Below are 26,246 nucleotides of genomic sequence, written 5' to 3' on the forward strand. Positions count from 1 at the left end.
GATCAGATGGAGGAAACCGTCCGCAATTTCAAAGGCACGTTGTCGGCGAGGAATGCGAGTTGATCACCGATCACCGAGGAGAACAGGGGTTCGACGTACGGATCGAAATGACCGCCTGAATAGGTGCGTACCGTGGCTTTGCGAACTTTCGCCGCGGCGCGTTCCGCGACGGACGCCGGGGTGACGGAATCCTCGGACGCGATCTGCACCAGCGTTGGGCAGTCGATCGCAGACATCGTGCGGCCCGGGGAGTACCGCCAGATTTTCAGCAGTATCCGCGCCGCCACGGTCTCGGGGTAGTCGCCGTCGGTCAGACCCGACTCGAGGACCAAGCGGTCACGCCCTTTCATCGCGTCGGGTGAGACCATCACAGCGCGGGTGCCAGGTAGCCCGACACTGTCGACGTAGTGCGGCGATCGCCCGAGGGCGGCGCGGATGCTGTCGGTGATGGCGGCCGGTGCCAGCCGCAACGCCTGCCTGAACCCGGTCGCGCGAACAGCGGCGATGCCGTCGATGTGGGGCACCTGCGCGATGACCGCTGCAAAGCGAACGCCGGTGCCCGCCAACGTGAGTACGTGGCCGCCGGCGAAGGACGTGCCCCATCCGACGATTCGGTTCTCGTCGACGCCGTCGAGCGAGCGAGCGAAGTCGACTGCGTTTCGCCAATCGGCAAGCTGCGAACCCACGTCCAACAGTTGGCGCGGTTCGCCCTCACTGTCACCGAAGTACCGATAGTCGAAGACGCAGACCACGTAGCCGGCCTCGACGAAACGCTCGGCGTACGCGTACAGGCGCATCGCCCTGGGTGAGCCGAATCCGTGTGCCATCACGATTGCCGGCCGTGGCCTGGCGGCGGTTACAGCGGGACGAAAGACCGTTGCCGCGCAACGAACTCCGTCCGACACGAACGAGGTTTCGGTACGGGTGAAGCCGGTGTGTTCTTCGGCGGACATGCGTTTGTCTCTCTGTTCTGCAGCAGGGTGGTGATCGGATCTCACAGCTTGAAAGGGTTGAGCGTTTTGCCGAGGTAGTACCCGATGCGAGTCGGAATCGGCTTCGCGGCAGCAGCAGTCACCTTGTTGACCATCCCGGGGACGCACACCGGCGTGCCGTTGTTCACGGCCCGCCAACCTTCGCGGACGACGTCCTCGGGGGTCTGCCACAGAACAGAGGGCAGCTTGGAGGTCGCTGCATCCCGGGTTCCCATGACGTCGTGGAACTCACTGTGGGTGAAACCAGGGCAGAGCGCAGTGACGTGGATGCCGTGCGGCCGCAATTCCATGTCGAGTGCTTGCGACATGTCGAGCACATAAGACTTGATTCCGGTGTACAGCAGGCTTGCACCAGGTGGAAGCAACGCAGCCAGCGACGACAGATTCACGACCCGGCCGTATCCGCGTTCTTTCATGCCGGGCACCGTGAGATGAGTGAGTTCGGTGACGGCAGTGATCATCACCTGTATCTCCGCAGCGAGCGCGTCGAACGGCGCATCTGCGAACGTGGAGTTCCCCGACATGCCCGCGTTGTTGACGAGGATATCGACGTCGACGCCGAGGGATTTCGTTTTCTCGAGGATGGCCCGGGGCGCGGAACGATCGGCGAGATCCGCGGGTACGACGTCGCATCGCACATCGTGCTGGGACGACAGCTCGTCGGCCAGCGCGATGAGTCGGTCCTCGCGTCGCGCGACGAGAACGAGGTTGTGCCCCTCGGCCGCGAGGTGTCGGGCAAAAGCCGCGCCTATGCCCGCTGACGCGCCGGTGATCAGCGCGGTTCTTCCGGTCTTCGACATCGAACTGGCCTCCACTCTTGAACGGTATCCAAGGGACGGTAGCAGGCTCTTGAAGACCATTCAAGATATAGTCGGTCGTATGCCCAGGAATCGCGGACTCCACGACCGGGAGAGCAAGCGAGAGGACATCGTGATCGCCGCCCGCGAGATGTTCGTGTCCGACGGCTTCGATCGCACCTCGATCAGCCGTCTTGCGAAAGCAGCAGGCGTCACCGCGAATACGCTGTACTGGTACTTCGGCGACAAGGACGACATCCTGGTCGCTGTTCTGACGGCCATCGCCGCCGAGGATGCCAAGGACTTCTTCGAAATCGTCGATCTACCACTGGCCGACCGGCTGTTCTGGCTGGTGGAGCGACTGCGAAGAGTTGGTCCGTTGGTCTCCACCGTGCACGATCGGGTGACCGAGTCCGAGGCCATCGATCAATGGCACAACGGGTTTCATGCCTTCGCGGAATCGCTGTTCGCCGCCGATATCGAAGCTGCAGGCCTGTCCGGGGAGGCGGCCGACGCCATGCTCCGCATCGGTACGTTCGTCGTCGAGGGATTGCTGACTCACGCGGCATCAGCTGAAGTCTCCCGAGCTGTCATCGACCAACTCGTCGACACCATCACACCCGCACCAGGAAGCAATCCACTATGAGTACCGAACCCGATACCGCGTCGACCGGTCGTCCGCGAGCCTCGGCCGACCATGCCGACTCGGAATCGATCATCGCGATTCCCAGCGTGGACCCGTTCTATCGGGCCCCTGCCGGTTTCGAGCGCGCGAAGCCGGGGACCGTGTTGCGGTCCCGCGAGGTGACCCTCGCGTTGTTCGGTGTCATTCGACAGAAGGTGTCGGCGTGGCAACTTCTGTACCGGACCACCAGCCTCGACGGGGCAGCGCGTGTCGCGGTCACGACGGTGGTTCTTCCGGTCGGGGGCCGAGCGCGACCGCAACGCGCTCTGCTGTCCTACCAGTGCGCGATCGACGCCGTGTCGGATCGATGCTTCCCGTCCTATGTCCTGCGGGCGGGCGCTCGAGCCGTAGGCTCCGTACCGCAGTTCGAGTTCATGATCATCCTGTACGCACTGCGCCGCGGATGGGTTCTGTCCCTTCCCGATCACGAGGGCATGAACGGGCAGTGGGGAGCACCCATCGAGCCCGGCTACTGCATACTCGACGGAGTCCGCGCGGCACTGTCTTTCGAGCCGCTCGACCTCGCCGACACCACCCCTGTCGCACTGTGGGGGTACTCGGGCGGCGGATTGGCGACGTCATGGGCCGCCGAGGTTGCGGCCGACTACGCCCCCGAACTCGATATCGTCGGCGCTGCACTCGGATCACCCGTCGGCGATCCCGGGTCTGCATTCTCCCGCCTCAACGGCACGATCTTCGCGGCGCTGCCCGCAATGGTGGTGGAGGGCTTACGCCGCACCTACCCCGAACTCGACCGCCTCGTTCGCGAACACGTCGCCGCTTCGGGGCTCGAGGCCCTCTCATCCCTGCACCGCAAGACGACAGTGCACGCCGTCGCGTCCATGGTGATGCACGATCTGGAGCGGCACCTCGATATCCCGATGGCAGATCTCTTGGCGACACCCGAGATGGTGCAGGTTTTTCAGGATATTCAGCCCGGGAAGTCGGCACCCAAGTTTCCGCTTCTCGTAGTGCAGGCGGTGCATGATCCGATGATCGACGTGGACGACGTCGACGGGCAAGTGCGCCGGTATCGTGCTGCAGGAGCGAATGTCACGTACATCCGTGATCGCCTCAGCGAACACCTGTCGCTGCACCCGATCGCGGCCCCCGTCACTCTGGACTGGCTCTCGGATCGCTTCGCGGGCAAGCCGACCGACGAATCGTCGACGAACACCGTGTGGTCACTGGCGGGATCGTTGCCGGGGTTGCGCGGATTGCTCGGACTCGCTGTGTCCACTGGACGCGCGTTCGCCGGCCGAATCGGTTGACACACAACCACATCGAGATCCGAAAAACGCCCAACACGAGTCGGTCCGAGACACTAATCAGCGACCCGACGGTAGCGCGGACAGAAACAAGCGCAGATCCGCGGCAAGACGCGCCGGCTCCTCCATCGCCGCAAAGTGACCACCGTGATCCGGCACCTCGGTCCAGTGCACGATGTCGAACTCGCGTTCCGCAAGATGCCTGATTCCGATGTCGTGCGCGAACATGATGGCACCGACCGGTTGCGACGGCTTTGCCTGCGGACCGGCCCAAGCCCCTCCCTCGGCCGCGTACACCGTGTAGGCGGCACTCCCGGCGCTCCGCGTCAGCCAGTACAGGGTGACGTGGGCGAGTATCCGATTGCGGCCGAGGGTGCCATCCGGTTCCTCGTCGAACGGGTAGGTCCAGGCGCGAAATTTGTCCAGCATCCATGACAGCTGACCGATCGGACTGTCGGTCAGGGCAGTGCCGATCAATTGCGGACGCGTCGACTGGATGGAGATGTACCCGAACTCCGATTCCATGAACTCGCCCACCCGACGGTAGCGGTCCAATTCGGTTTCGGTGCAACGCTTCTGCTCCGCCTCGTCGGGTTCCTGAAAGGGTGCACCGATGGACCCGTTGACATGAATGGCCGTGCAGTGCTCCGGATCGAGACGGCCCATCGCCGGCGCTAGTCCGGCACCGTAATCACCGCCCTGCACCACGTAGGAGCCGTATCCGAGAATGCTCATCAGCTCGACGAACGCCTGCGCGACCCGATCGGTACTCCACCCGTCGTCGACCAGCGGTGTGGAGAAGGCGAATCCGGGGACCGATGGCACGATCACGTCGAAGGCCTGGTCGTCGGCGTCGTCCGGCTCGGTGAGCAGTGGAACGATGTCGAGGAACTCGAGGTACGACCCCGGCCACCCGTGACACAGCAGCACGGGAGTCGAGTCGGCGCGCGACGACCGCACGTGCAGATAGTGGATGCGCTGCCCGTCGATCTCCACCAGGTATTGAGGGAACGACGCGAGCTGCTTCTCCACCTCCCGCCAACTGAAATCGTCGATCCAAGTGGTCGCCATAGACCGCAGGACGGAGATCGGGACTCCGGAAGTCCAGTCGTCGGCACCGATGGGTTCGGGCAGACGTGCGTCGCGAACACGACGGGTCAGGTCGTCGAGCTCGGACTGCGGGACATCGACTACGAATGGGACGGGAGGCGCGGTGATTGTCATGAACTGATCGTGCAACGCATCGCGGACAGCAACGGTCCGGAATCACTGGCACCCGGCACCCGAGTAGTCAGCTTTGCGAACTGTTGTCGAGCGCCATCGCGCCTGCGTGGTGCTCGCATCCCGTTCACCTGCCGGCAGGCACAGTTGTTTTCAACGACCTTCCACGACGCAACGAGAGGAGCTCCCGCGATGGGCGTAACCTGTTGGCATGGGCGGAAAGTCGAGCTACGTTGAGGTGCAACCGTCGCCGCCCCTGCGACGCTTCGTCACGTCCTATGTCGGTTACCGCATCAGCGGGTACGACGCCGGAATCCACGTGGGCGTGCCTTCGCCGACCATCACTGTGATCATTCCCTTCGACGACCCGATCGAGTTGGCGTGGAGGGGTGAGCTACCGTCGCGTTTCGGGTCACTGGCCAGCGGACTCGGAACCGAGCCGATCTCAATCTTTCACGACGGTTGCCAACATGGCGTCCAGCTCGCCCTGACACCCGTGGGTGCGCGCGTTCTGCTGGGAGTGCCCGCCTCCGAGATCGGAAACATCGTCGTCTCGCTGACCGATCTACTCGGTACCGCCGCGCCAGAGCTCGAGCAGCGCATGGCATCCGAGGAGGCATGGACCGCGAGGTTCGCCGTTCTGAACGAGGTGTTGACGCGGCTGGTCCGCACGAAAACGATTCAACGCAAGTTGGAACCGGACCGACACCTGACGTCGGCGTGGCAACTCCTCACCGAATCGGACTGCCCTCGCATCCAAGCCGTGGCCGACGAGATCGGCTGGAGCCGTCGCCACCTGATCACCAAGTTCAGAGCGGAGTTCGGAATCGCACCGAAAGATGCAGCCCGAGTGGCGCGGTTCGATCGATCGTATCGATTGCTCAGAAGTGCCCTACCGCAATCGATGGCCGACATCTCCGTGCGGTGCGGGTACTACGATCAGGCGCACATGGCCCGCGAGTGGCGTGAGTTCGCGGGGTCCGCTCCAACGGTATGGCGAGCGAACGAGGAGTTCGCATTCGTACAAGACACGTCGCCGGTGCCGACCGAACAATGAACCCCATGACGACGAATCCTTTGATCTGGCCCACCCTCCGCTACAACGATGCACGCGCTGCCATTGTATGGCTCGTCGACATGCTCGGTTTCGAGGAGACCGCAGTCTATGGCGAGGGCGACCGAGTGGATCACGCGCAGCTCAATCGGCCGGGCGGAGGTGGAGTGATGCTCGGCAGTGTCCGAGACGACGGCCCCATATCGGTGCCCGCAGGTGTCGGGTCCATCTACCTCGTGATCGACACCGACGACGAACTTTCCCGGATCTACGACCGAGTTCGCGCGGTGGACACCGTCGTGCCGCGTGAGTTGCGGACCGAAGACTATGGCGGGAGCGGTTTCGTCTGCCGCGACCCCGAGGGCGTGTACTGGAGCCTAGGGACATACCGAGGCGAATAGTCGAGACTCCGTGAACGTCGACGTTCCTTGGCGGGTGCAGCTCTGTCGACGCTTGTTGTTCATCCGAGTTCGTCCCATCGGAGCTGCCTGCGCCGAGAGTCAGGAGCGTCGAACTCCAATCGACTACCGACTGGTTCGACTATTGCGCCCGGCCGAGGCCGATACGACGCAACACGTCGAGCTGGGCCGGGTTGTACAACTCGGACATCACCGCTTTCACGTCTTCCCTGGTGCGGGTGTCCTGAGCGTTCGGGTGCTCGAACGCACCAGGATGTTCGACGGCCAGTGCCTCGACCTCCGGGATCATGCGGCGGGCGAGGTCGGCTCTGGTCGATTCGTCTGCGTCGCTGGGTAACTCGTCGAAGTCCACAGTTGCTCGGGTTGCGGGCGATCGGAGAAGCTCGGCGTAGGAATCGAGTTCCGGCGGGCTCAGCACCCTGCTCATGTAGGTCGCGAAAGAACGATCCTCATCGGATAACTCACCATCGTGGCCAGCCAAGTCGAGCTCCGGCGGTAGATCGGGTCGCGCAGAGTGCCGCAGAATCAATCCCAACTCCATCCGTGCACGCTGCAGTCGCTCGATGGTGGCCGCTAATTCGGCGTCCAGTGCGCGCAGCGAATGCTCGGGGTGGTCGACCTCGTCACCCATGGCCGCGACCTGCGAGAGCGAAAAACCCAGTGCGGTCAGACGCTTGATCTGTAGCACCCGAAGAAGATGTACGACGCCGTATTGCTTGTACCCGTTCGAGGCTTTCGCAGGTTGTTCGAGAATACCGATATCGTGGTAGTGCCGCACCGACTTCACCGTCGCTCCTGCCAATTCGGCGAGCTCCCGAGTGCTCCATCCCATGCTGTCTCCCGTACGGTCCGCCGCGTCGTCGTTCCATGAAAAGTGTGAACCGTGCCCCTGGGGCAGAGTCAAGACCGCGGCCGATCCGGTTCCGCTGCAGGCTGTTCGAGGACTACCGACAGGTGAGGTCGTCGCTCGGCATCACGCCGTCTACCAGATACCCGGCCACGACATCCTGGGCGCATGCGTTCTTGCCGAGGACGAAGACACCGTGACCGCTTCCGTCGACGGTCAGCAGGGTGGAGCGATCACCGAACTTGTCGTCGAGCAGCTGCCCTCCGGCCAGTGGGGTGACCGGGTCCCGCTGGTGCTGCGCGATGAGGATGTCGGCCGAGCCTTCGTCGTCGATGCTCACCGCGGGTTCGGACGGTGTAGTTTTCCAGAATGCACACGGCATGATGTTCGCGGCGGCTGCACCGAAGAGCGGGTACGTCGTGCGGTCGTCTTCGACCGCCTGCCGGTATGTTGCAACGTCATTCGGCCATTCGATGTCGTTGCAGGTCACGGCCAAGAACACCGACCAGTTGTTGTCCATTGCAGGTGCCTGATCGCCGACCACAGAGTCCCCCGAGGGCACTCCGCCGGCTCGATCCGTGAAGTACTTCCAGCTCTCCGCCGCAGCCTCGTACGACAACGGGTTGTACAGCGTTGCGAAGGTCGACAACCGGAACAGGCGGCCGTTGATTCCGTCCACCGGAGCCTTGTCGAGTTCGTCGGCAATCCTGAAGTAGGTTTCGCGGACGTCTTCAGCCGTTGCGCCCAAGCCGTACCGATCATGCTCGTTTGCGGCCCATTCGGCGAAGTCGGGGAATGTCTCCTCCATTCCTTGCGCGTACCTGCGCAGACCGTCCCGATCGAGGTGGGTGTCACCTATGTTGCTGTCCAACACGATTCGATCGGTCGTGTCGGGAAACATCGAGGCGTAGGCGGCACCGAGTGCGGTCCCGTACGAGTACCCGAGGAAGCTTGCCTGTTCTTCGCCGAGCGCTAACCGAATACGGTCCAGATCGCGTGCCATGTTCGCGGTATTCACGTGGCGCAGAGTCCCGTCCTCATCGTTGGCGGCACAGCGTTCGGCCACCTCTTTCGACGTCGCCATCTGCTCGGCGAACGCCGCCTCGTCGACTGCATAGGGAGGGACGGCGCCGTAGTACTCGAGATCCTCGGTGAAACCACAACTGATCGGCGAGGAGTGTCCGACGCCGCGGGTGTCCATTCCGATCAGGTCGTAGGTGTCGAGGACGCTCTTGGGCATTCCCAGCGACTCGAGGAACTTCGGTTGGTCCAGACCGGTTCCTCCCGGACCACCCGGGTTCAGGAGAAGCACTCCCCGTCGTGTATCAGGGTTCTCGGATGGCAATCGCGAGATCGTGATGTCGATCCGGGTGCCGTCCGGATTTTCGTAGTCGAGCGGTACCGGCACTGTGGCGCACTGCAATCGGGGTGGTCCGTCGTCCGGGTTCTCCACGCCCTCGGGACAGGCGTTCCACTGCAGCGGGGGTTCGAGCTGAGGCTGATCACTCGACTGCGTCGAGGACTGGGTGCATCCGGTCACGAGCACGCCCGCCATCGCGAGCGCGATGATCGTTGGACGAAACACTCTGAAGCTCAAGGCTTTCCTTCCGTAGGTGATGTCGCTTGCCCGCGCCGTCGAGAAGCCAGTGGTAGCGAAGGTGATGTTGTTCTCGGGGTTGACGAATCCGCGTCCTTCGTCGTCGAAGACGAGGTAGTCGACGTCGACGCCTCCTGACCGGAGTGTGTCGACGACGTTGTCGGATTCGGCCCGGGTGACGCGTGCGTCGTTGGCCCACTGGGCAATCAGCAAGGGTGCTTCGACGGCATCGAGCCGCGAGATCGGTGATGTCTTCGGCGTCTCGATCTACCGATATCGTCATCACGTCCTCCTCGCTCGATCCTTGGTCACGTCGGTTTGTCACAACTGTCAGAGTCGTCGCGATGAACGCCGGAAGATAGTGCACACGAACACCGATTGCAGTTACACCGTCACCGATCGGCCGAGACAAATGTCATGACTCCGCCACAACAGCGCTCGGACGCGTGCTCGAAATGGCCGGTAACAAGGTGACGACCGAAGTGCACACGACCGCCGGGCCCGGTGCCGCTATCGGTGCAGGGGGAACGGCGTGGCCTTAAAGAGGCCGTTTGGGTCGAGCCGTCGCTTCACCGCGAGGAGACGTTCCAGGTTGCCGTCGTAGGCCGCCGCGGCCCGTGCGGTCTCTTCGGGCGCCAACAGATTGACGTAGCCGGCCGGGAGGATGTGTGGTTGCAGATCATCCAGGACGGAGTCGGCCCAGCTTCTCTGCGCCTGGAGCCCTTCGGCGGACTCGGCGATACCGATGATCTCGACCATGTAGTGCTTGTCGCGGAGTGCGAACGGCGTGTCGTGCGCGGCCACCCGGGTGGCCGCTCCATGCAGGCGATGTAGCGAGATGGCTCCCGTGGAGGACGAATGCGCCGCAGTGGTCAGCGCGGCGGCCACGGCCGGGGAGATCGCCGCCACATCAGCTGTGCGGATGACGTAGTGCAGTCCGTTGGGGAATTGCCCGTCGAGAGCATGCAGCGCCTCCGACGGTGTCGTGACGTCGAAGCGGGTGGCAGGGGTGCCGAGCCCGGCGAGCCGGCCGAACCAGTGATCGGCCTCGCCGCCGAAGGTGCTCGCCCAGGTCAGGGACAGCGTGAGCGACGGCGACCCGTCGTCGCCTGCCATGATTGCCGACTGAACGGAGAGTTCGCCGGGGGCGGCATCCAGCACCGAGTCGAGCCGAGCGAGCGCCGCCTCCATCTGATCCGCCCCGAACATGACCGCACCCACGGCGACCTTCGGCAATGGGTGCAGGCGCACGGTGAGCTCGGTGATGACACCGAAGTTGCCGCCTCCGCCCCTGATGGCCCAGAGCAGGTCGGCATCCTGCTGCTGCGAGGCGGTCACGATCGATCCCTCGGCCGTCACGAGTTGCGCCTCGACGATGTTGTCCGCGCCCAATCCCACGATTCCACTGAGGGGCCCATAGCCGCCTCCGATTGCCCACCCGGTGTACCCCACGTCACTGTAGGTACCGGTAGCGGCGGCCAGTCCATGGGCACCGGCCGCATCCACGACATCGGCGAGACGGGCACCACCGCCCAGTCGCGCCAGCCGGCGGTCGACGTCGATCCGCACCTCACGCATGGCCGACAGGTCGACAGTCAGTCCACCGGCCGCGAGCGCCCGGCCGGCCCAGTCGTGCCCCCCGCTCTTCACCGAGACGGGCATGTTGCTCTGCGCCGCAATCCTCAGGGCCTCCTGCACGTGCTCCGCTCGGGTCGCTCTGACGAGAACACGGGGACGGGCGGTGACGGATCCGTTCCAGATTTCAGTCGACCCGTCGTAGGCCGGGTCCTCTGGCGTGAGTACGGCGAAGCCGGTGGCGTCTCGGGCGAATTTTTCGAGATTCGGTTCGCGTGCGGTATCCACAGTGGTCCTTTCCTCGGAATATGACCGCTCCGGCCGGAACGGTCATCTTCAGTGTTGTAAAAGTGTGCTGACTCGAGAACGGCGATCCGACGGCCGTGAGGTCCTGCGATGCCGAGGCGCGAAAGACGTGACTACACAATGGCGGACAGCAGGGTGTGGCGCCTTGGACCACCGTCACTATGTGTTCTCGAGTCGTGACGATCGACCTGGTCGCTGCCAGATTCGCGCCCCGCTTTTCATGATGTGGCTGCGGTGAGTTGGGCAACCATGCCTGAAAGCAGCCCACTGACCGACCCCTGACTGGTCATGGTCATGCGCAACCTGTCACCGTGAGTGACTACCCCGAGGATCAACTCGTTCTCGACCTTGGTGCTCATCACCGGTCCCCAGATCGCCTGCGCCGAAGCGTGAGTGCCGATGTCGCTGGATACACCGAGGTTTGTGATCTCGATGTCCGCGTTCGTGGCGGCGAGCATGGCCTGCTCGGCTCCCCCGGAATCAACCGGATTCAGCGCGGCCAGCGCCAAGACCGACCTACGTGTCGCCTCCAACGTCCGCGCAGTCGCCAACTGAGTTGTGGCGGCGTGGGCGAGTTCCCAGAACGCTGTTCGTGACGGACGGGAGAGAACGACGGAGGTCGCTGTGAAGCGAATGACTACATCGTCTTCGAGTCCGGCTGCGCCGCGCAGATCGATCGGCACATTGATTCGCACTCTGTCCCTGTTCGAGGCCTCGAACAGGGACGTCGCTGCGGCTGCGCACAACATCGATTGCACAGTGCAGGAATGCAAGCGAGCGCTCCGTCGGATCCGGTCGACGCTGACCTCGTCGAGTTCGGCGTGTCCCACGACAGGCGGAGCAGTCTCATCGAACGGCCGTAGCGATGCTGGAGCTGTCTGCACCATGTGTTCGCTGCCGGGCACCTCGTCCTGGACCGAAGGAATCGGTTCCGGTTCGACCAGCTGCATCAGGTCTTCTTGGCAGATCGGCACCTCACGCGTACTAATATCGTGACCATCCAGGATCGCAAGGAGATCATGCGCCGCGCCCAGAGCACCACGCCCGTCTGCAATCTGGTGCGAGAACGTAAGCACGATGGTGGTACGTCCCGGCGAAGGAGCATCAGGAACTAGTACCGCTCGCGCAAGTGGTCCCGGCGACGGCGGAATCGGCCGCGTCTGTTCGATGGCCGCCTGCGCGTGCCACGTGGATGCGGACGCTGTACGCAGCGGGATTGCGTTGTTCGAGAACCGAAAGAGCGGTCTCGATCCACTCCGGTCGATCATTGACGCAAGCAACGGATGCGCTTTCTGAAGACGACGTAGTGCCTCGTCGACCTCGCGCTCGCGTAGTACGCAGAGGCACTCGACAGCGAGCGAGAACTGCACCGGGTTTCGATGGATGTACAGATCGATGATTCGCTCGAACGCACCGAGCGGGCGTAGCTCGTGGCCTGACGCGGCAGTAGCGTTCATCGAAATCCTCTCGTCGGCGGCGGTCGAGGGCAGGCCGGGTTGCCGCATTGGTCGTCAACTGGCTGGTCCCTCTCAGCACATTTGAAACTGCGCCCCTGGGGCATGGTCAAATCGATGCCCGATATGTCATACCCGTGTGTCCAGGTCGGGTCTACGGCTCTCGCGGTGCCACGTCCTCGACCGCACAGCGGGATGATCGACGGTGCCCACAGCAGTAGTGGTCGTGTTCGAGGTGGCCGAGAAGTGTTGCCCAAAACTATCACGATCATCTAATATCTCGATTGTCGAGATACTTGGGAGGTTCAGTGAGTCGGATCGGTGACAGCCCCGCAGCTGAGGAATTCTTTTCGGGTACGACCGCGTGCTGGCGAAGTGGCCGCTACCCATCGACACCATCGACGTCGAATCCGACTACGGCACAACCCGAGTCAACGCCTGCGGATCCCTCGACGGACCTCCGGTGGTACTGCTGCCTGGCGGCGGAGCGACCTCGACCGTCTGGTTCGCCAACGTCGCGGCCCTGGCCCGGGGCAAGCGGGTCTTCGCAATCGACCCGATGGGTGAGCCCGGGCGAAGCGTGGTCGGTCGCAAACCGATCCGCACGGTCGATGACCTGATGTGCTGGCTCGATCAGGTTCTCGGCACTCTCGAGGTCACGCGGACCTCGGTTGTCGGACATGGGTACGGGGCAACGGTGGCACTCGAGTACGCGCTGCAACGGCCGGAGCGAGTCGGCACACTCGTCCTACTGGATCCCCCTTCGCGTTTCGCCGGCATGCGCCTGGCGTATCTTCTGCACGCGGTGCCTATTCTGGTGCGACCGACTCGCGAACGAATGCGTTCTCTGATCCGGTGGGAAACGCAGAACGCGCCGCTCGACGCCGACTGGCTCGATCTCACCGAGCGAGGCACCGACTTCCCGTCTGCGAAACCAGTGGTTCCACGCCGCCCCACAGGGAATCGATGGGCGACGCTGTCCGCGGACGTCACCATCGTCTTTGCCGGCGAGAGTAAGGTGCACAACAGTTTTCGCGTTGCCGACGCTGTCGGGAAAGTTCTCCCGAACGCACACACCGTCGTCCTGACCGGCTGCAGCCACCACATGTTGCCGATGCTGCCGGCCGGAGAACTCGATGCCGTTCTGCTGAGCGCCCTGAGCTGACACCTATCGTCTGATTGCCGCGAGCTGTATCCGAAGCAGCGATCGAGAAGGCGGGAACCCGCTGTTCTCGTTTACAACACTGGATTCATGTGAACTCCGGTCCCCGCACGATCGTACGGACTTGCAATGCTTTCGTGACACCGAACTTCACCTGACCCGATCCGAGCGGACGGTCGTGAACCGCGGCCTACAGGGGCAGAGCCACACGGACCAACGGCTGGACCGCGTCTCAATCGGGGCGGAATGCTCGGTTCGACTGCGCTCCTGCGCGTTTGACGGTGTCGGACTTCTCGCACTCGTAGCCGGCGAATACGTAGCTCTACACCGGTGGCGTGTTCGGCGTCGTCCTCGTGCTGTCGTCGATTCTGGTGGTGTGCGGCGCTGTTGATCGGCGGTGTAGTGATCGTCACTTCTCGCAACGACAGCTCTTCCGACGAAACCACCAGCAGCGCAGAGCTTTCCGGCTCAAACAACTGCGACCACAATGATCGACGCGTCATACCGACGCCGCGGTTGCGTCGATGACCCGTCCGAGCTGGAGGGGTGCTTCGATGTGAGCGAGATGACCGTTGCCGTCGAGCTGATGAATGCGCGCGGTCGGGATTCGGCTACTGATCCGATCGAATGATGTGCCGTACGGTTCGATCGAACGGTTGTGTTGGCCGATGATCAGGTCGACTCGCTCGACTTTTCCGGCCAGAACATCGGGCGGATGCGATGCGTCGAGCGCACTCAACTCTGCGTGCAGCGGTTCAGCGAGCTCGCACAGCGCCTTCCACTGCCCCTTGTCGGCCCGCAGGACATCGACGTGTTCGGCGGAGAAGCCGGAGATGTCGACGTTGACAATTTCGACACTCCTCCCCCGATTGCTCTGTGCTGCTGCGTCTTTCAAGTCAGACAATGCGTGTCGAGCAAAAGGCGGGATGACAGGTTCGTATGCGATGAGGTGCTCGACCGGATGTTCGTCTGCGGCGAGCAACGCGATCAGTCCGCCGTAACTCCACCCGAAGATGCTGACCGGCTCGGGAATCGTGCCCAGCACCCGCAGAAGATCGTCTACCTCGACGCCGATCGAGTAGTCAGCGGTCAGTGGCCCCGAAGGCCGTCGGCCTCGTCGATTGACGACGGAAACCGAGGGCCACGCCTTCACCGATCGCGCCACCGAGGACCAAGATTGAGCATCGCTCATCACCCCGGGGAGGATGAGAAGGCCTGGCAGGTCCGGGTTCCCGTAGACATCGACATTGACCCAGCTACCGCCGGACACGGGCACCGATTTCTGTATCGTTCGCTCCATATGGCAATTATGAAGCAATCGCTCTAAAATGCAAAGATGGCAACACCGTCACGTGGCAGGCCCTCGGCGTTCGACCGCGATCTCGTACTCCTGGGTGCTGCGCGGCTATTTTGGCGATACGGATTTTCCGGTACATCCACACGCGCACTCACCGATGCAACCGGCCTATCGACGTCGAGCCTGTACGCAGCCTTCGGCAGCAAGGCGGGATTGTTCGAGGAAACCGTCCGCACTTACACCGCCCCCTATCGCGACATCTACACCCGTGCAGTCGGTCTCGACTCGATCGCTGCGGTGATCGAGTCGATTCTGACGGACTCGGTTCTCGAGTTCACCGCCCCGTCCGAGACTCATCCCGGGTGTTTCGTGAGCAGTGCGGTCACGAACGACAGCGCTGACACGTTGGACGCCGCGCAATACATCTCCGAACTGCACCGCGGGAACGAACGCACGCTACTTACGCGAATCGAACACGCCATCGACGCGGGGGAACTACCAGTCGAGACATCGGCTCACGCAATCGTCGGATATGTCCAAGCGGTCTGGCACGGGCTCTCTGTCCAATCCCGAAACGCGGTGCCGCGGCACGCACTGATCTCGACTGCCAAGCTGGCCGCATCCTCCATTGTCGAGTACTGCAGGACCGAAAGCCGCGCAAAGGCATGACGGAAGACTGCCAGCCAAGTGCGGCAAACACAGTGAGGCGGTCCTGAGGGAGACCGATGTGCTCGAGCTCGACATCCTTGCGCTGCTGCAGAGTCCGGAGGCGGTCGCCGCGTTCGACCCCTACGCCCCTCTCATCACCGCGCGGACCGGGCCGCGGTTCGCACCCCTCCGCTCCCCTGTCGACATCACTCGGCTGGAGGCGTTCGGGGCGCTCTCGACGACAGGACGCAGTCACAGAACCTGCTCGACATGGGAACCAATGGCCGCCGGGGTGGCCCGCGGAGACGTCTCCATTATTGCGTTCACCGACCGCCTCGCGCGGTACGGTGACCGCGGGGATCGGTACGGCTCGAAAAGAATATCGGGGGATCATGACTTTGTTCGGTGTGCTCGATCGCGTATTGACTCGACGACTGCCCCTGGAGCCACCGGACGATCCTCATGCCGCGATCCTTCCGACCCCGATCGACAACGACGCCTTCTTCCTCACCCCTCCCAGCATCGAGGACCTCGCACCCGGTGTGGTGATCCGGCAGCGCACGACCCGCGGTCTGGTACCCCGGCCGCGAACCGCCCTGCATCAGTTCATGGTTCGATCGACCGACGCGCGGGGTCTCCCCGCCGGCGTCACCGCCTCGCTGCTGATCCCGAAACGGCCGTGGACCGGGCGCGGACCGCGGCCCGTCGTCGCCCACAACGTGGCCATCGATTCCCTCGGAGCCAAGAGCACGCCGTCGTACCGGCTCGTGCACGGTGTCGGCGCCGACCTCCCGCCGGTGATGCCGCTCTGGCTCGCCCGCGGATACGCCGTCCTCGTCGCCGATCACCAAGGCCCGCGGATGTCGTACTCCGAAGGCACGATGGCCGCGCATGCCGTCCTGGACTCACTCCGCGGGATGACGGTCGTCGCCCCGGAGCTCGCCGACAGCCCAGTAGTGGCCTACGGCTACAGCGGCGGCGCGATCGCCACCACGTGGACGGCGCAACTGCAGCCGAGGTACGCGCCGGACGTGAGGTTGGCTGGCGCCGTCGCCGGTGGTACGCCCACCGACTTCTCGATGCTGCTGGACACCATGAACGGCACCGTCGCGGCCGGCCTGCTGGGTGCGGCAACCATGGGTCTCGCCCGTGAGCACCCCGAGATGGTGGAGCTGTTCGGCCCGAAGGCGCTGCTGTTGGCGTCCTGGGTGAAGGACATGTCCGTCCTACCCCTGGCCTTGGGCGGGTTGGTACGCATGCGAATCGAGGACTTGGCGTCCGAGCCCGACCCGTTCGACTCCGACATCGCGCGGCGGGTGATCGCCGCGAACCGTCCAGGCACCGACGCGCCGTCGGCGCCGGTCGCGTTCTTCCACGGTTCCGCGAGCAAGATGATCGGCGACCGCTTCATCCCCGAGACCGGCGTGACTGCCCTGATCGAGCAGTGGCGCAGCAAGGGTGCCAACGTGCACTACGAGCCCGTGGCAGGCGACCACTTCATCGGTGCCATGACTGGTCTGCCATTCGTGTTGCGTTGGACCGCAAAGCAATTTGCGGTCAACGGTTCGGGCTAGCCCGCCGCCCGCCGAGTTCGGCGGGATAGGTCAACATCGCGCCGATCATGGCGGTGCACACATGCGGCGTGGCGAGGTCGCTGGCTGGCGTAGGTGCACGCCAGCGCGACCTGGTACACATCGTGCATGACAACACCGGCCGGATGGCACCCCGACCCCGAAAAATCCGGACAGCTCCGGTGGTGGGACGGACGTCAATGGACCTCCGCCACCCAGCCTCCGCCGCAAGCCCCGCTACCACAACCCACACTCGAACCCACACCGTCCACACCCTTGGACAAACGCCGGAGTTACGTCCTCGGCGGACTCGCCATCGTCGTCGTCGGCGGGATCATCGGGACCTTCGCCTGGCAAGGAGCGGAAGACGAGACCCGTTCGGCCACCCAGTCTTCCGAGTCCTTTCCCACGGCCGCCGCGACGAACACGACCACGCCTCAGTCGACAACGAGCACCGCAACTCGGCCGACGTCCATGCCAGCAGCCCAACCGGACGTTGCCGAGTACTGGCAACGCGTCGACCGCGACGGCTACATCACTCTCAACGTCTGGGGCAGCTACACCCCAGCGCAACTCGAAGCGACGTTCATGGACGTGCGCGCTCGCTACACCAGCACAAGAGAGGAAGGCGGCTGGTTCGTCTCCATCGACTGCGGTCAGGGAATGGATGCCGAAGGCGGCGGACGAATCGCCAACGGAAAATTTGCCCTCGACGCATTGGGCGCCGCACAGACCGGGTTGCGACCCGGCGGATCCGACTTCGAAATGCTCGCTTCGCCCGCTGCGTGCCCAACCGCCCAAGCGCCAACGAGTGCGGTGAGCGCTCAAGACGTCGTCGATGCCGTCACCGCCGCCGGACTCCCGCGCGAGACCCCAGAACCAACACGGGGTTCTGTGCCGACTCAGGATGCGTCCAACTCGTGACAACAGACGACTTCTCGGTCTACCAGTACGTTGACGAGGTCGCCGCCACCCGAATGGCGACCGCCTTCCCCCTCACCCACCAAGTGGGACTCCTCTTCATGCGCTTCACCCAGGGGGGCAGCAATCCGACAGACCCGGCGTTGATCCCCCAATACTCAGCGATCCTGGACGAGGTCACAGGGTAGGTTGGTCGAGTCAGGCTCTTGAATTGGTGGCCGTTGCGGGTTCGGTGCCCGGCTCCGGGTCGGTGCCGGGAGCGTCGGGGATGGTGCCGTGATCGGGGCGAACAGCTTGCGGACCTCGAATGCGGTCTCGGCGTCACCCAGTTGTCCACTCAGATACGTGCAAGGCTACTGAAGCTCACGGCACAACCCGAAACCCACTGTCCTGGTCCAGAAATCTGGATCCATATGGACTCTGGTGCCCCCAGTCGGACTCGAACCGACACTGTGCGGATTTTAAGTCCGCTGCCTCTGCCAATTGGGCTATAGGGGCCGTACTGCCTATATCTTGATCGACATCGCGATGCCGTCGAGGATGTCGTGCTCACTGACGGTCAAAGAGCTTACGGCACCGCGTCGCTCGAATTCCTCGGCCAGCACGCTGCACACAATTGCTCCGCCGCCGATGACGTCGACCCGTCCGGGGTGCATGGGGCCCAACGCACTTCGCTGCGTGTGGGTCATTCCGATCAGTCGCTCGCACACCTCGAAGAGCTGATCGAACGGCACACGCGAGAGGTGCACTTCGTCGGCGTCGTACTCGGGCAGTTCCTTGGCAATAGCCGCGATGGTGGTCATCGTGCCGGCCACCCCGACCCAGCTCGAGGCGTCGCCGATCGATACTTCCTCGAATGCCTCGGCCAACTTCTCGCGGGCATACTCACGCGCGCCGTTGATTTCGTCGGCGGTGGGCGGGTCGCTGTGCAAGAAGCGCTCGGTCAGGCGCACACAGCCGATGTTCGCCGAGAACGCGGACTTCACGCCTTTCGCGTCGCCCAGTACGAGTTCGGTGGAGCCTCCGCCGAGATCGACGACGACGAAAGGCCCTGCGGCAGCGTCGAGTTCACCCACGGCACCGGCGAAGGACAACCGGGCCTCTTCGTCGCCGGTGATCACTTCGGCCTCGGCACCGGGGATGACTTTACCGAGTACCTCGCGCACCATCGAGAAGAAGTCCTCTCGATTGGACGCATCCCGGGTGGCCGAGGTGGCGACCATCCGCACCGCAGTGGCCCCGGTCTTGCGAATGATCTCCGCGTACTCCACCAATGCCACCCGGGTGCGCTCGATCGCCTCGGGCACGAAAGCTCCGGTTGCGTCGACGCCTTGCCCGAGCCGCACCACTCGCATCTCGCGAGCGACGTCTGCGAGGGACTTGCCGTTGTTGTCGGCGACGAGCAGGCGGATCGAGTTGGTGCCGCAATCTATTGCTGCAACCCTGGTCATTGTTTCTCCGCACGTAGTTCTTCGATGGTCGGCCAATCGGCCGGAATTGCCTTGCCGCGCAACGAGTTCTCGGCTGCCAACGCAACCGACTCGTCACCCAGCGGGTTGACGCCCGGTCCCTTGGCCAACGAATGCGCGATCAACACGTGTAAGCACTTGACACGATCGGGCATGCCGCCGCCGGTGAAATCCGTTCCGAGAGATTCGATCTCGTCGCGCTCGGCCAGATAGGACTGATGGGCGCGCAGGTATGCAGCGGCCAATTCGGGGTCGGTACCGAGACGTTCGGTCATCTCCCGCATCACCCCGGCCGATTCCTGGCGACTGGCCTCGGCCGTCAGCCGCGGATCCGTCAGATAGAACAGGGTGGGAAAAGGCGTGCCGTCGGGCAGCTTCGGGGCGGTTTTCACCACACCCGGCCTGCCGTCCGGAGATCGGTACGCGATCTCGAGTACGCCACGCGGTTCACGTCCGAGCTGCGATGCGACCGCATCGAGATCTTCCTGCGAGACTGCCGAGGAATTCACCCGACGGGTCCTCCTTCTGGTGCTGGCACCGGCGGCGGGGCCGGTGCGGGTTCTGGCTGTACGAGAGGCATCGGTGCGGACGTCGGCTCCGGAGGCTCATCCGAGCCCTGCGGCTGGACCGCGGTGTTCCACAGTTCGGTGAACCACGGTCCCGTCGGAGTGGTGTCCACCGCGAGGTCCTCGGAGCTCGGCGAGTAGTCGCCGGGCAGCTGCACCTGATACGGCGTCTCCCCCGGCATGACGAAACGCAGTCGTTCGCGAGCGTCGGCCGCAATGCGGGACGGCTCGTCGAGTTGAGACTTCTGAACCTGCAGGCGGCTTACGTCGTCCTCCAGCGCCTGCCGTTCGGCCAGCACGGACTCGAGCTCACTGCGTTGCGAAAAGTAGGTGCGCAGCGGCACCGCCAGCGTCAACGCCAGCGCACACACCACGACACCGAGGACGACGGCTCGACCGGTGGACAGTCCGAAGAACGTCCGCTCGGGCATCTTGGGACGACGAACACCGACGCGCCGCGGCGCAGCCTTGCCGCCGACCACCGCGTCGCGCACCTGCTCGGAAGGTTCCGGTGGGGTGGCCTGCCGGCCGGAGGCGTTCTCGTCGCGAGAGACGCCCCCGGCCTTGGACCGACTGGAAGAGGAGGAACGGCCACGGGGTCGGGGATCACGTCCACCTGGACTGGTCCCGGACCTGCCGCGCCGTGCCATCATCACTCTCCACTTCGTGTCATACGAGCCTGTTCGCTATCCCTCGTAATTGAACCGGGGGAAAGACAACTCGCCGGCGTAACGCGCCGCGTCGCCGAGAGCTTCTTCGATACGCAGCAACTGGTTGTACTTGGCCACGCGCTCGCTTCGAGCCGGAGCACCGGTCTTGATCTGGCCGCTGCCGACGGCAACTGCCAGGTCAGCGATGGTGGTGTCCTCGGTCTCGCCGGACCGGTGGCTCATCATCGTCTTGTATCCGTTGCGGTGCGCCAGATCCACGGCGTCGAGGGTCTCGGTGAGCGTGCCGATCTGGTTGACCTTGACCAGTAGCGCGTTGGCCGCACCCTTGACGATGCCGTCTTCGAGACGCTCGGGGTTGGTGACGAACAGGTCGTCGCCGACGATCTGCACCTTGTCGCCGATGGCCTCGGTGAGCGCGACCCAGCCGTCCCAGTCGTTCTCGTCGAGCGGATCCTCGATGGAGACCAGCGGGTAGGCGTCGACGAGCTCGCCGTAGAACGCCGACATCTGCTCGGCGGACTTGGTCTCACGCTCGAAGGCGTAGCCGGTGCCTGCGGTGTAGAACTCGGTGGCCGCAACGTCGAGAGCGAGCGCGACGTCCTGTCCCGGCTTGAGGCCGGTCTTGCCGATGGCCTCGAGGATGAGATCGAGGGCAGCCTTGGTGCCGGCGAGGTCAGGAGCGAAGCCGCCTTCGTCGCCGAGGCCGGTGCCCAGGCCCTTGGCCTTGAGCACGGACTTGAGTGCGTGGTAGACCTCCGCACCCCAGCGCAGCGATTCCTTGAACGTGGGTGCGCCGATGGGGGCGATCATGAATTCCTGCACGTCGACGCCACTGTCGGCGTGCGCGCCACCGTTGATGATGTTCATCATCGGAACGGGGAGGATGTGTGCGTTGGGGCCACCGAGGTAACGGAAGAGTTCGAGTCCGGTGGACTCGGCAGCGGACTTGGCGACGGCAAGCGAGACACCGAGCAGGGCGTTCGCGCCGAGGCGAGACTTGTCCGGAGTGCCGTCCAGATCCAGCAGGGCCTGGTCGACGGTGCGCTGCTCGATGGCGTCCAGACCGATGACGGCAGGCGCGATCTCGTCCAGCACAGCATTGACGGCCTTCTCGACACCCTTGCCGCCGTAGCGGTCTCCGCCGTCACGAAGCTCGACGGCCTCGTGCTCACCGGTGGATGCACCGGAGGGAACGGCGGCGCGACTCAGCGTCCCGTCGTCCAATGCGACCTCGACCTCGATCGTGGGGTTGCCACGAGAATCGAGGATTTCGCGCGCTCCGACCTGCTCAATGATGGCCACGAATGCTTCTCCTATAAACGGGTACCGACGGACTGTGCCGGGTGCAAGACTAGCCGCTCCCCTGTCCTGCCCGCGATGCATGGAGGTCCTACGGCCTGGCGCCCACCGAGTACGCGGCCGCACGATCGCGCACATCCCGCAGATACTGACCCGACAGGTTGTAGGCCATCAACGCCGTCTCCCAGCCCTGCGCGGTCCTCAGATCACCGCCGCGCGCGCACAGATATCGCGCCGCGGTGAGCGCCGCGTCGTCGATGTTGTCGGGATCGGCGACGCCATCGCCGTTGGCGTCGACGCCCCATTTCTTCCACGTCTCGGGAATGAACTGCATGGGGCCCATCGCCCGATCGAACTCGGTATCCCCGTCCATGACACCGCCGTCGGTATCGGGAATCTCGGCGACGCCCGGTCCGCCGTCGAGTGGGATTCCGCGGATCGGCGGCGCAACGAGACCGTCGGGTGCCACCGACGAACCCTGGTAGGTGCCGTGCCGACTCTCGATGTATCCGATGCCGGCGAGCGTCGTCCATGCGATTCCGCAGTCGACATCCGTCTCGGTCATGATCGCCGCAGCGTGCCCGTACGACGCAAGGGCGGTCACCGAGATGCCCAGCGCGTCGGTCTGCGGTTCGGCCCAGGCGAGCAACAGGTCGGCTGTCCGTCCGGGCGCATTGAAGTCGATGGCAGGCACTTCGGTGCCGGGCCCGGGCGGGATGCCCTCGGGAATCTCGCGCTTCGGTTCGCCGGTACCGCACGCCGTCAACGCGAGAAGGACCGACGCTGTGGCGAGCACGCAGATACGGGAGATCACCACTCCATCCTGCACACGCAAGGTAATAGAAAGCTAAAGACCGAGATAACCCCTGGTCAACGCGTATTCGGGCCGGGTTGCAGGGTGTATGTTTTGGTCAGCCTTCACGCATGAGGGTCGCCTACCCTTTGCGAGGGCAGGCGTACCAATGTTCGACGCACCACAGGAGCACCACCCGTGTCCACAGTCGTTCTCGCCGCCGGTTCAGCGCCGTCGATCGCCACCCAGATGTTCGGCAGTGGCCTGATCGGCCTGCGCGAAGGGCTCGAGACCGGCATCGTCGTGATGATCCTTGTCGCGTTCCTCGTGAAAGCCGATCGACGCGACGCGCTCAAGTGGGTCTGGCTCGGAGTCGGCCTGGCCGTCGCCATGGTCGCCGCCATCTTCTTCGTGATCCATTACGGCACCTCCACCGTCACCGGACTGACCGCCGAGATCATCGCCGGAGCAGCATCGCTCGTGGCCGTCGTCATCGTGACCGCGATGGTGCTGTGGATGCGCACCGCCGCGAAGAACATCTCCGGAGAACTGCGAGCGAACATGGAGAAGGCGCTGACGGTCGGCCCCGCAGCGGTATTGGCTCTGGCGTTCTTCGCCGTCGGCCGCGAAGGCGTCGAAACGGCACTGCTCATGGTCGGCTACGCAGAGAACACCAACGGCAGCCTGTGGCCACTGCTCGGACTCCTGCTCGGCATCGTCGCCGCCGCCGTGCTGACGGTGTTCCTGTACTTCGGCGCCGTCCGCATCAACTTCGCCGTGTTCTTCAAGTACACCGGCGTATTCCTCATCGTGGTCGCCGCCGGAATCCTCGCCTACGGCATTCGGGCACTGCAGATCGGCGGCATCCTGCCCGGCGGCAGTGCCGTCGCCTTCGACATCACCGCACACTTCGACGCCTCGAGCTGGTACGGCACCGTGCTCGCCGGCATCTTCAATTTCCGGCCCGAACCCACTGTGCTCCAAGCGATCGCGTGGGTGCTCTACATCGTGGTCGTCCTCTACCTCTTCCTCCGCCCGGTCCGCGTTCCCGCGACTGACGAACCAGCTCTGCAATCCTCCTGAAAGGCACCACCACCATGCGTCGTACCACCTACGCTCTGGCCGCCGTCGCGGTTCTGCCGATGGCTATGGCCGGATGCACCGAGAAGTCCTCCACCGAAGCCGCGTCGGGCGATATCACCGTCACAGCAACCGACTCCTCCTGCGACGTCGACGCATCCGAGGGCACCACCGGCAACTCGACATTCCAGATCACCAACAACGGCAGCAAGGTCACCGAGTTCTACGTCTACGGCGAAGGCGACCGCGTCATGGGTGAGGTGGAGAACATCGGACCCGGGCTGACGCGTCAGCTCATCGTCGCCCTGCCCGATCCCGGCACGTACCAAACCGCCTGCAAGGCAGGCATGGTGGGCGACGGCATCCGCGCCGATTACGTCGTCACCGGAGACTCGGTGCGCACCGCGGACGAGGACGGACTCCTCGCCGAGGCCGCATCCGGTTACAAGCGCTACGTCGTCAGTCAGATCGACGCACTGCAGGACACCACGGCCTCGTTCGTCGCCGCCGTCAAGAGCGGAGACGTCGACGCGGCCAAGGCTCAATTCCCCATTGCGCGTAGCTATTACGAGCGCATCGAGCCCGTCGCCGAGAGCTTCCCCGACGACCTCGACCCACGCATCGACCTGCGTGAGCCCGACGTGGAGCCCGGAGCCGAATGGACCGGCTTCCACCGCATCGAGAAGGACCTGTGGACGCAGGGCCTGCAGCCCGACACGAATGCGATGGCCGATCAGCTCGAGGCCGACATCACCGAGCTCGCAGACAAGATCAAGGCCGACGACTTCACCATCGACCCAATCCAGGTGGCCGGCGGCGCACAGGGATTGCTCGACGAGGTCGCCAAGACCAAGATCAGCGGCGAAGAGGACTTCTTCTCGCACACCGACCTGTGGGACTTCCAGGCCAACGTCGACGGCTCGCAGGCCGCCATTGCCGCCGTCCGTCCGATCCTCGACGAGCGCAACGCCGATCTGGGCACTGCCATCGACGCGCGCTTCGCCGAGCTGGACGCCGAGCTCGCCAAGTACCGCAGCGGCGACGGCTTCGTCTTCTACGACACCGTGACCGAACCGCAGCGCCAGGAACTGTCCAACAAGATCGACGCATTGTCCGCCGAAGTGAGCCAGGTGCAGGGTGTCGTTGCAGGACAATAAGACCGGGCAGTTCTCCCGTCGGCGCCTCTTCGGAGCCGTCGGGACCGGTGCTGCGCTCGTCGGAGTCGGGGCCCTCGCCGGACATGCGACGGCGTCGGGTGCCGAGGTGCCGTCGGATGTGGTCGACTTTCGCGGAGACCACCAGGCCGGAATCGTCACCCCCGCGCAAGATCGCATGCACTTCGTCGCCTTCGACATCACCACCGATTCTCGTGACGAATTCGTTGCGCTGCTGAAGAAGTGGACGCTGATGGCCGAACGCCTCACCAAGGGCGAGGAGACGTTCGACGGCGGCGCGGTCGACGGTGGCCAGTACAACCCGCCCACCGATACCGGCGAAGCGCTCGGTCTGACGGCGTCGTCGCTGACGTTGACCATCGGGTTCGGTCCGAGCATGTTCGATCGCTTCGACCTGGCATCGAAAAGGCCTGCGTCTCTTGCCGATCTGCAGCATTTTCCGGCCGACAACCTCGACCCCGCACGCTCGGGCGGAGACCTGTGCATCCAGGCCTGCGCCGACGACCCCCAGGTTGCTGTCCACGCCATCCGCAACCTCGCCCGCGTCGGCTTCGGCACAGTGTCGGTCAAATGGTCGCAACTCGGCTTCGGTCGCACCTCGTCCACCTCGACCACCCAGGCCACCCCACGAAACCTGTTCGGATTCAAGGACGGAACGGCCAACCTCAAAGCCGAGGACCCGACCCTGCTGAACGACAACGTGTGGGTCTCCGCCGATGACGATCAGGAATGGATGGCGGGCGGCTCCTACCTCGTGGCGCGTCGAATCCGAATGCTCATCGAATCCTGGGACCGCACCACGCTGAAGGAACAAGAGCGAGTGATCGGGCGCAGCAAGGGAACCGGTGCGCCGCTGGGCCAGAAGGACGAATTCGACGCACTCGACTTCGAGTCCCAGGGCCCCGAGGGCAACTTCATCGACAAAGCCGCCCACGTGCGCCTGGCATCGAAGGAGAACCTCGGCGGCGTCCAACTCCTGCGTCGGGGATACAACTTCACCGACGGATCCGACGGCTTCGGCCACCTCGACGCCGGGCTGTTCTTCATCGCCTACTGCCGCGACCCGCTGACCCAATTCGTCCCGATGCAACTGGCACTCTCCCGCAAGGACGCATTGAACGAATACATCCAACACGTGGGATCCGCGGTATTCGCCTGCCCACCCGGCGTCGGAGAGTCGGAATACTGGGGTTCGACGCTGTTCGAGTAGACCGCCCCCGTCCGCGTCAATGGTTCACTGCATACGTCTGACCGCTGCAAGGGTTCATTCACGCACGACCCCGGTCTGCGTCGATGGCGCACTGCATACGTCTGACCGCTGCAAGGGTCTATTGACGCGGTCGGGCGGTGAGTTCGTACGGTTGGTTCGGTCCATACGT

25 protein-coding genes and 1 tRNA gene are annotated in these 26,246 nt (G+C 64.1%); 12 read left to right on the top strand and 14 right to left on the bottom strand.

Translation table 11 applies throughout. The features are described 5' to 3' along the window. Window positions 1-2: 2 nt before the first annotated feature. Together AYK61_RS09290 and AYK61_RS09295 are read right to left on the bottom strand one after the other, a co-directional pair. The gene (locus AYK61_RS09290) at window positions 3-953 is read right to left on the bottom strand and encodes an alpha/beta hydrolase (protein WP_121870594.1); all 951 of its coding nucleotides are present in this window, start codon (window positions 951-953) and stop codon (window positions 3-5) included. A 41-nt stretch (window positions 954-994) separates the two neighbouring features. Further along, window positions 995-1,792: an SDR family oxidoreductase gene (locus tag AYK61_RS09295; RefSeq protein WP_121872601.1), complete on the bottom strand. Its 798-nt coding sequence runs from the start codon at window positions 1,790-1,792 to the stop codon at window positions 995-997. A gap of 79 nt (window positions 1,793-1,871) precedes the next feature. Between AYK61_RS09295 and AYK61_RS09300 the strand changes: the two genes are divergently transcribed. Both AYK61_RS09300 and AYK61_RS09305 read left to right on the top strand, forming a co-directional pair. Then, window positions 1,872-2,435, top strand: coding sequence for a TetR/AcrR family transcriptional regulator (locus tag AYK61_RS09300; RefSeq protein WP_237668944.1), 564 nt, complete (start codon window positions 1,872-1,874; stop codon window positions 2,433-2,435). Beyond that, the gene (locus tag AYK61_RS09305) at window positions 2,432-3,745 is read left to right on the top strand and encodes a lipase family protein (protein WP_121870595.1); all 1,314 of its coding nucleotides are present in this window, start codon (window positions 2,432-2,434) and stop codon (window positions 3,743-3,745) included. The genes AYK61_RS09300 and AYK61_RS09305 overlap by 4 nt, the downstream gene beginning before the upstream one ends. Window positions 3,746-3,802: 57 nt before the next feature. Here the strand turns inward: AYK61_RS09305 and AYK61_RS09310 are convergent, their stop codons facing one another. Beyond that, window positions 3,803-4,966, bottom strand: coding sequence for an epoxide hydrolase family protein (locus tag AYK61_RS09310; protein ID WP_121872603.1), 1,164 nt, complete (start codon window positions 4,964-4,966; stop codon window positions 3,803-3,805). A gap of 208 nt (window positions 4,967-5,174) precedes the next feature. On the opposite strand from AYK61_RS09310, the gene AYK61_RS09315 reads away from it, so the two are divergent. Next, entirely contained in the window at window positions 5,175-6,020 is an 846-nt protein-coding gene (locus AYK61_RS09315; protein WP_121870596.1) for an AraC family transcriptional regulator, read from the top strand. After that, window positions 6,017-6,418, top strand: a complete 402-nt coding sequence (locus AYK61_RS09320) for a VOC family protein (protein ID WP_183130219.1) — start codon at window positions 6,017-6,019, stop codon at window positions 6,416-6,418. Before AYK61_RS09315 ends, AYK61_RS09320 begins: the two co-directional genes overlap by 4 nt. A 139-nt stretch (window positions 6,419-6,557) precedes the next feature. Here the strand turns inward: AYK61_RS09320 and AYK61_RS09325 are convergent, their stop codons facing one another. The 4 genes from AYK61_RS09325 to AYK61_RS09340 all read right to left on the bottom strand — a co-directional run bounded on the left by AYK61_RS09325 (window position 6,558) and on the right by AYK61_RS09340 (window position 12,218). Further along, window positions 6,558-7,268, bottom strand: coding sequence for a MerR family transcriptional regulator (locus AYK61_RS09325; RefSeq protein WP_121870597.1), 711 nt, complete (start codon window positions 7,266-7,268; stop codon window positions 6,558-6,560). Window positions 7,269-7,380: 112 nt separating this feature from the next. Then, window positions 7,381-9,093 carry an alpha/beta fold hydrolase gene (locus tag AYK61_RS09330; RefSeq protein WP_259467988.1) on the bottom strand — a complete coding sequence of 571 codons (1,713 nt, stop codon included), beginning with the start codon at window positions 9,091-9,093 and terminating at the stop codon, window positions 7,381-7,383. A 297-nt stretch (window positions 9,094-9,390) separates the two neighbouring features. Then, window positions 9,391-10,743, bottom strand: a complete 1,353-nt coding sequence (locus AYK61_RS09335; protein ID WP_121870598.1) for an FAD-binding oxidoreductase — start codon at window positions 10,741-10,743, stop codon at window positions 9,391-9,393. Between the two features lie 236 nt (window positions 10,744-10,979). Further along, window positions 10,980-12,218: a peptide synthetase gene (locus tag AYK61_RS09340; protein ID WP_147458305.1), complete on the bottom strand. Its 1,239-nt coding sequence runs from the start codon at window positions 12,216-12,218 to the stop codon at window positions 10,980-10,982. A gap of 361 nt (window positions 12,219-12,579) precedes the next feature. Between AYK61_RS09340 and AYK61_RS09345 the strand changes: the two genes are divergently transcribed. Continuing rightward, a complete protein-coding gene (locus tag AYK61_RS09345) occupies window positions 12,580-13,380 on the top strand; it encodes an alpha/beta fold hydrolase (protein ID WP_259467989.1) in 801 nt (266 codons plus the stop codon). 496 nt (window positions 13,381-13,876) lie between these two features. Here AYK61_RS09345 and AYK61_RS09350 read toward each other — a convergent pair whose 3' ends face one another. Continuing rightward, window positions 13,877-14,677, bottom strand: a complete 801-nt coding sequence (locus tag AYK61_RS09350) for an alpha/beta fold hydrolase (RefSeq protein WP_121870600.1) — start codon at window positions 14,675-14,677, stop codon at window positions 13,877-13,879. A gap of 36 nt (window positions 14,678-14,713) precedes the next feature. Between AYK61_RS09350 and AYK61_RS09355 the strand changes: the two genes are divergently transcribed. From AYK61_RS09355 to AYK61_RS09370, 4 genes are all read left to right on the top strand, one after another. Beyond that, window positions 14,714-15,343 carry a TetR/AcrR family transcriptional regulator gene (locus tag AYK61_RS09355; RefSeq protein WP_121870601.1) on the top strand — a complete coding sequence of 210 codons (630 nt, stop codon included), beginning with the start codon at window positions 14,714-14,716 and terminating at the stop codon, window positions 15,341-15,343. 371 nt (window positions 15,344-15,714) lie between these two features. Further along, a complete protein-coding gene (locus AYK61_RS09360) occupies window positions 15,715-16,896 on the top strand; it encodes a lipase family protein (RefSeq protein WP_121870602.1) in 1,182 nt (393 codons plus the stop codon). A 126-nt stretch (window positions 16,897-17,022) separates the two neighbouring features. Then, window positions 17,023-17,817, top strand: a complete 795-nt coding sequence (locus AYK61_RS09365; protein WP_121870603.1) for a DUF2510 domain-containing protein — start codon at window positions 17,023-17,025, stop codon at window positions 17,815-17,817. Then, window positions 17,814-18,002 (top strand): hypothetical protein, encoded by a 189-nt coding sequence (locus AYK61_RS09370; protein ID WP_121870604.1) that lies wholly within the window; start codon window positions 17,814-17,816, stop codon window positions 18,000-18,002. Before AYK61_RS09365 ends, AYK61_RS09370 begins: the two co-directional genes overlap by 4 nt. Window positions 18,003-18,235: 233 nt before the next feature. Here the strand turns inward: AYK61_RS09370 and AYK61_RS09375 are convergent. The 6 genes from AYK61_RS09375 to AYK61_RS09400 form a co-directional block, all read right to left on the bottom strand. After that, a tRNA-Leu gene (locus AYK61_RS09375) sits at window positions 18,236-18,312 on the bottom strand. An 8-nt stretch (window positions 18,313-18,320) separates the two neighbouring features. After that, a complete protein-coding gene (locus AYK61_RS09380; protein WP_121870605.1) occupies window positions 18,321-19,265 on the bottom strand; it encodes a Ppx/GppA phosphatase family protein in 945 nt (314 codons plus the stop codon). Next, on the bottom strand, window positions 19,262-19,792 hold the full coding sequence (locus AYK61_RS09385) for a DUF501 domain-containing protein (RefSeq protein WP_032377244.1): 531 nt from the start codon (window positions 19,790-19,792) through the stop codon (window positions 19,262-19,264). Before AYK61_RS09385 ends, AYK61_RS09380 begins: the two co-directional genes overlap by 4 nt. Then, window positions 19,789-20,343: a septum formation initiator family protein gene (locus tag AYK61_RS09390; protein WP_259467990.1), complete on the bottom strand. Its 555-nt coding sequence runs from the start codon at window positions 20,341-20,343 to the stop codon at window positions 19,789-19,791. Before AYK61_RS09390 ends, AYK61_RS09385 begins: the two co-directional genes overlap by 4 nt. Before the next feature lie 192 nt (window positions 20,344-20,535). After that, the gene (gene eno, locus AYK61_RS09395) at window positions 20,536-21,822 is read right to left on the bottom strand and encodes a phosphopyruvate hydratase (protein ID WP_037192069.1); all 1,287 of its coding nucleotides are present in this window, start codon (window positions 21,820-21,822) and stop codon (window positions 20,536-20,538) included. Window positions 21,823-21,910: 88 nt separating this feature from the next. Further along, complete coding sequence (locus AYK61_RS09400; RefSeq protein WP_121872608.1) at window positions 21,911-22,633, bottom strand: lytic transglycosylase domain-containing protein; 723 nt, start codon at window positions 22,631-22,633, stop codon at window positions 21,911-21,913. A 228-nt stretch (window positions 22,634-22,861) separates the two neighbouring features. Between AYK61_RS09400 and efeU the strand changes: the two genes are divergently transcribed. Genes efeU through efeB form a run of 3 tightly spaced genes read left to right on the top strand, consistent with a single transcriptional unit; the run spans window position 22,862 to window position 26,077 of the window. Further along, on the top strand, window positions 22,862-23,695 hold the full coding sequence (efeU, locus tag AYK61_RS09405; protein WP_121872609.1) for an iron uptake transporter permease EfeU: 834 nt from the start codon (window positions 22,862-22,864) through the stop codon (window positions 23,693-23,695). A gap of 14 nt (window positions 23,696-23,709) precedes the next feature. Further along, window positions 23,710-24,849 carry an iron uptake system protein EfeO gene (gene efeO / locus AYK61_RS09410; RefSeq protein ID WP_121870606.1) on the top strand — a complete coding sequence of 380 codons (1,140 nt, stop codon included), beginning with the start codon at window positions 23,710-23,712 and terminating at the stop codon, window positions 24,847-24,849. After that, the gene (gene efeB / locus AYK61_RS09415) at window positions 24,830-26,077 is read left to right on the top strand and encodes an iron uptake transporter deferrochelatase/peroxidase subunit (protein ID WP_121870607.1); all 1,248 of its coding nucleotides are present in this window, start codon (window positions 24,830-24,832) and stop codon (window positions 26,075-26,077) included. The genes efeO and efeB overlap by 20 nt, the downstream gene beginning before the upstream one ends. Window positions 26,078-26,246: the final 169 nt, after the last annotated feature.

It is taken from the genome of Rhodococcus sp. SBT000017, from assembly GCF_003688915.1.
In the GTDB taxonomy this organism is placed as follows: domain Bacteria; phylum Actinomycetota; class Actinomycetes; order Mycobacteriales; family Mycobacteriaceae; genus Rhodococcoides.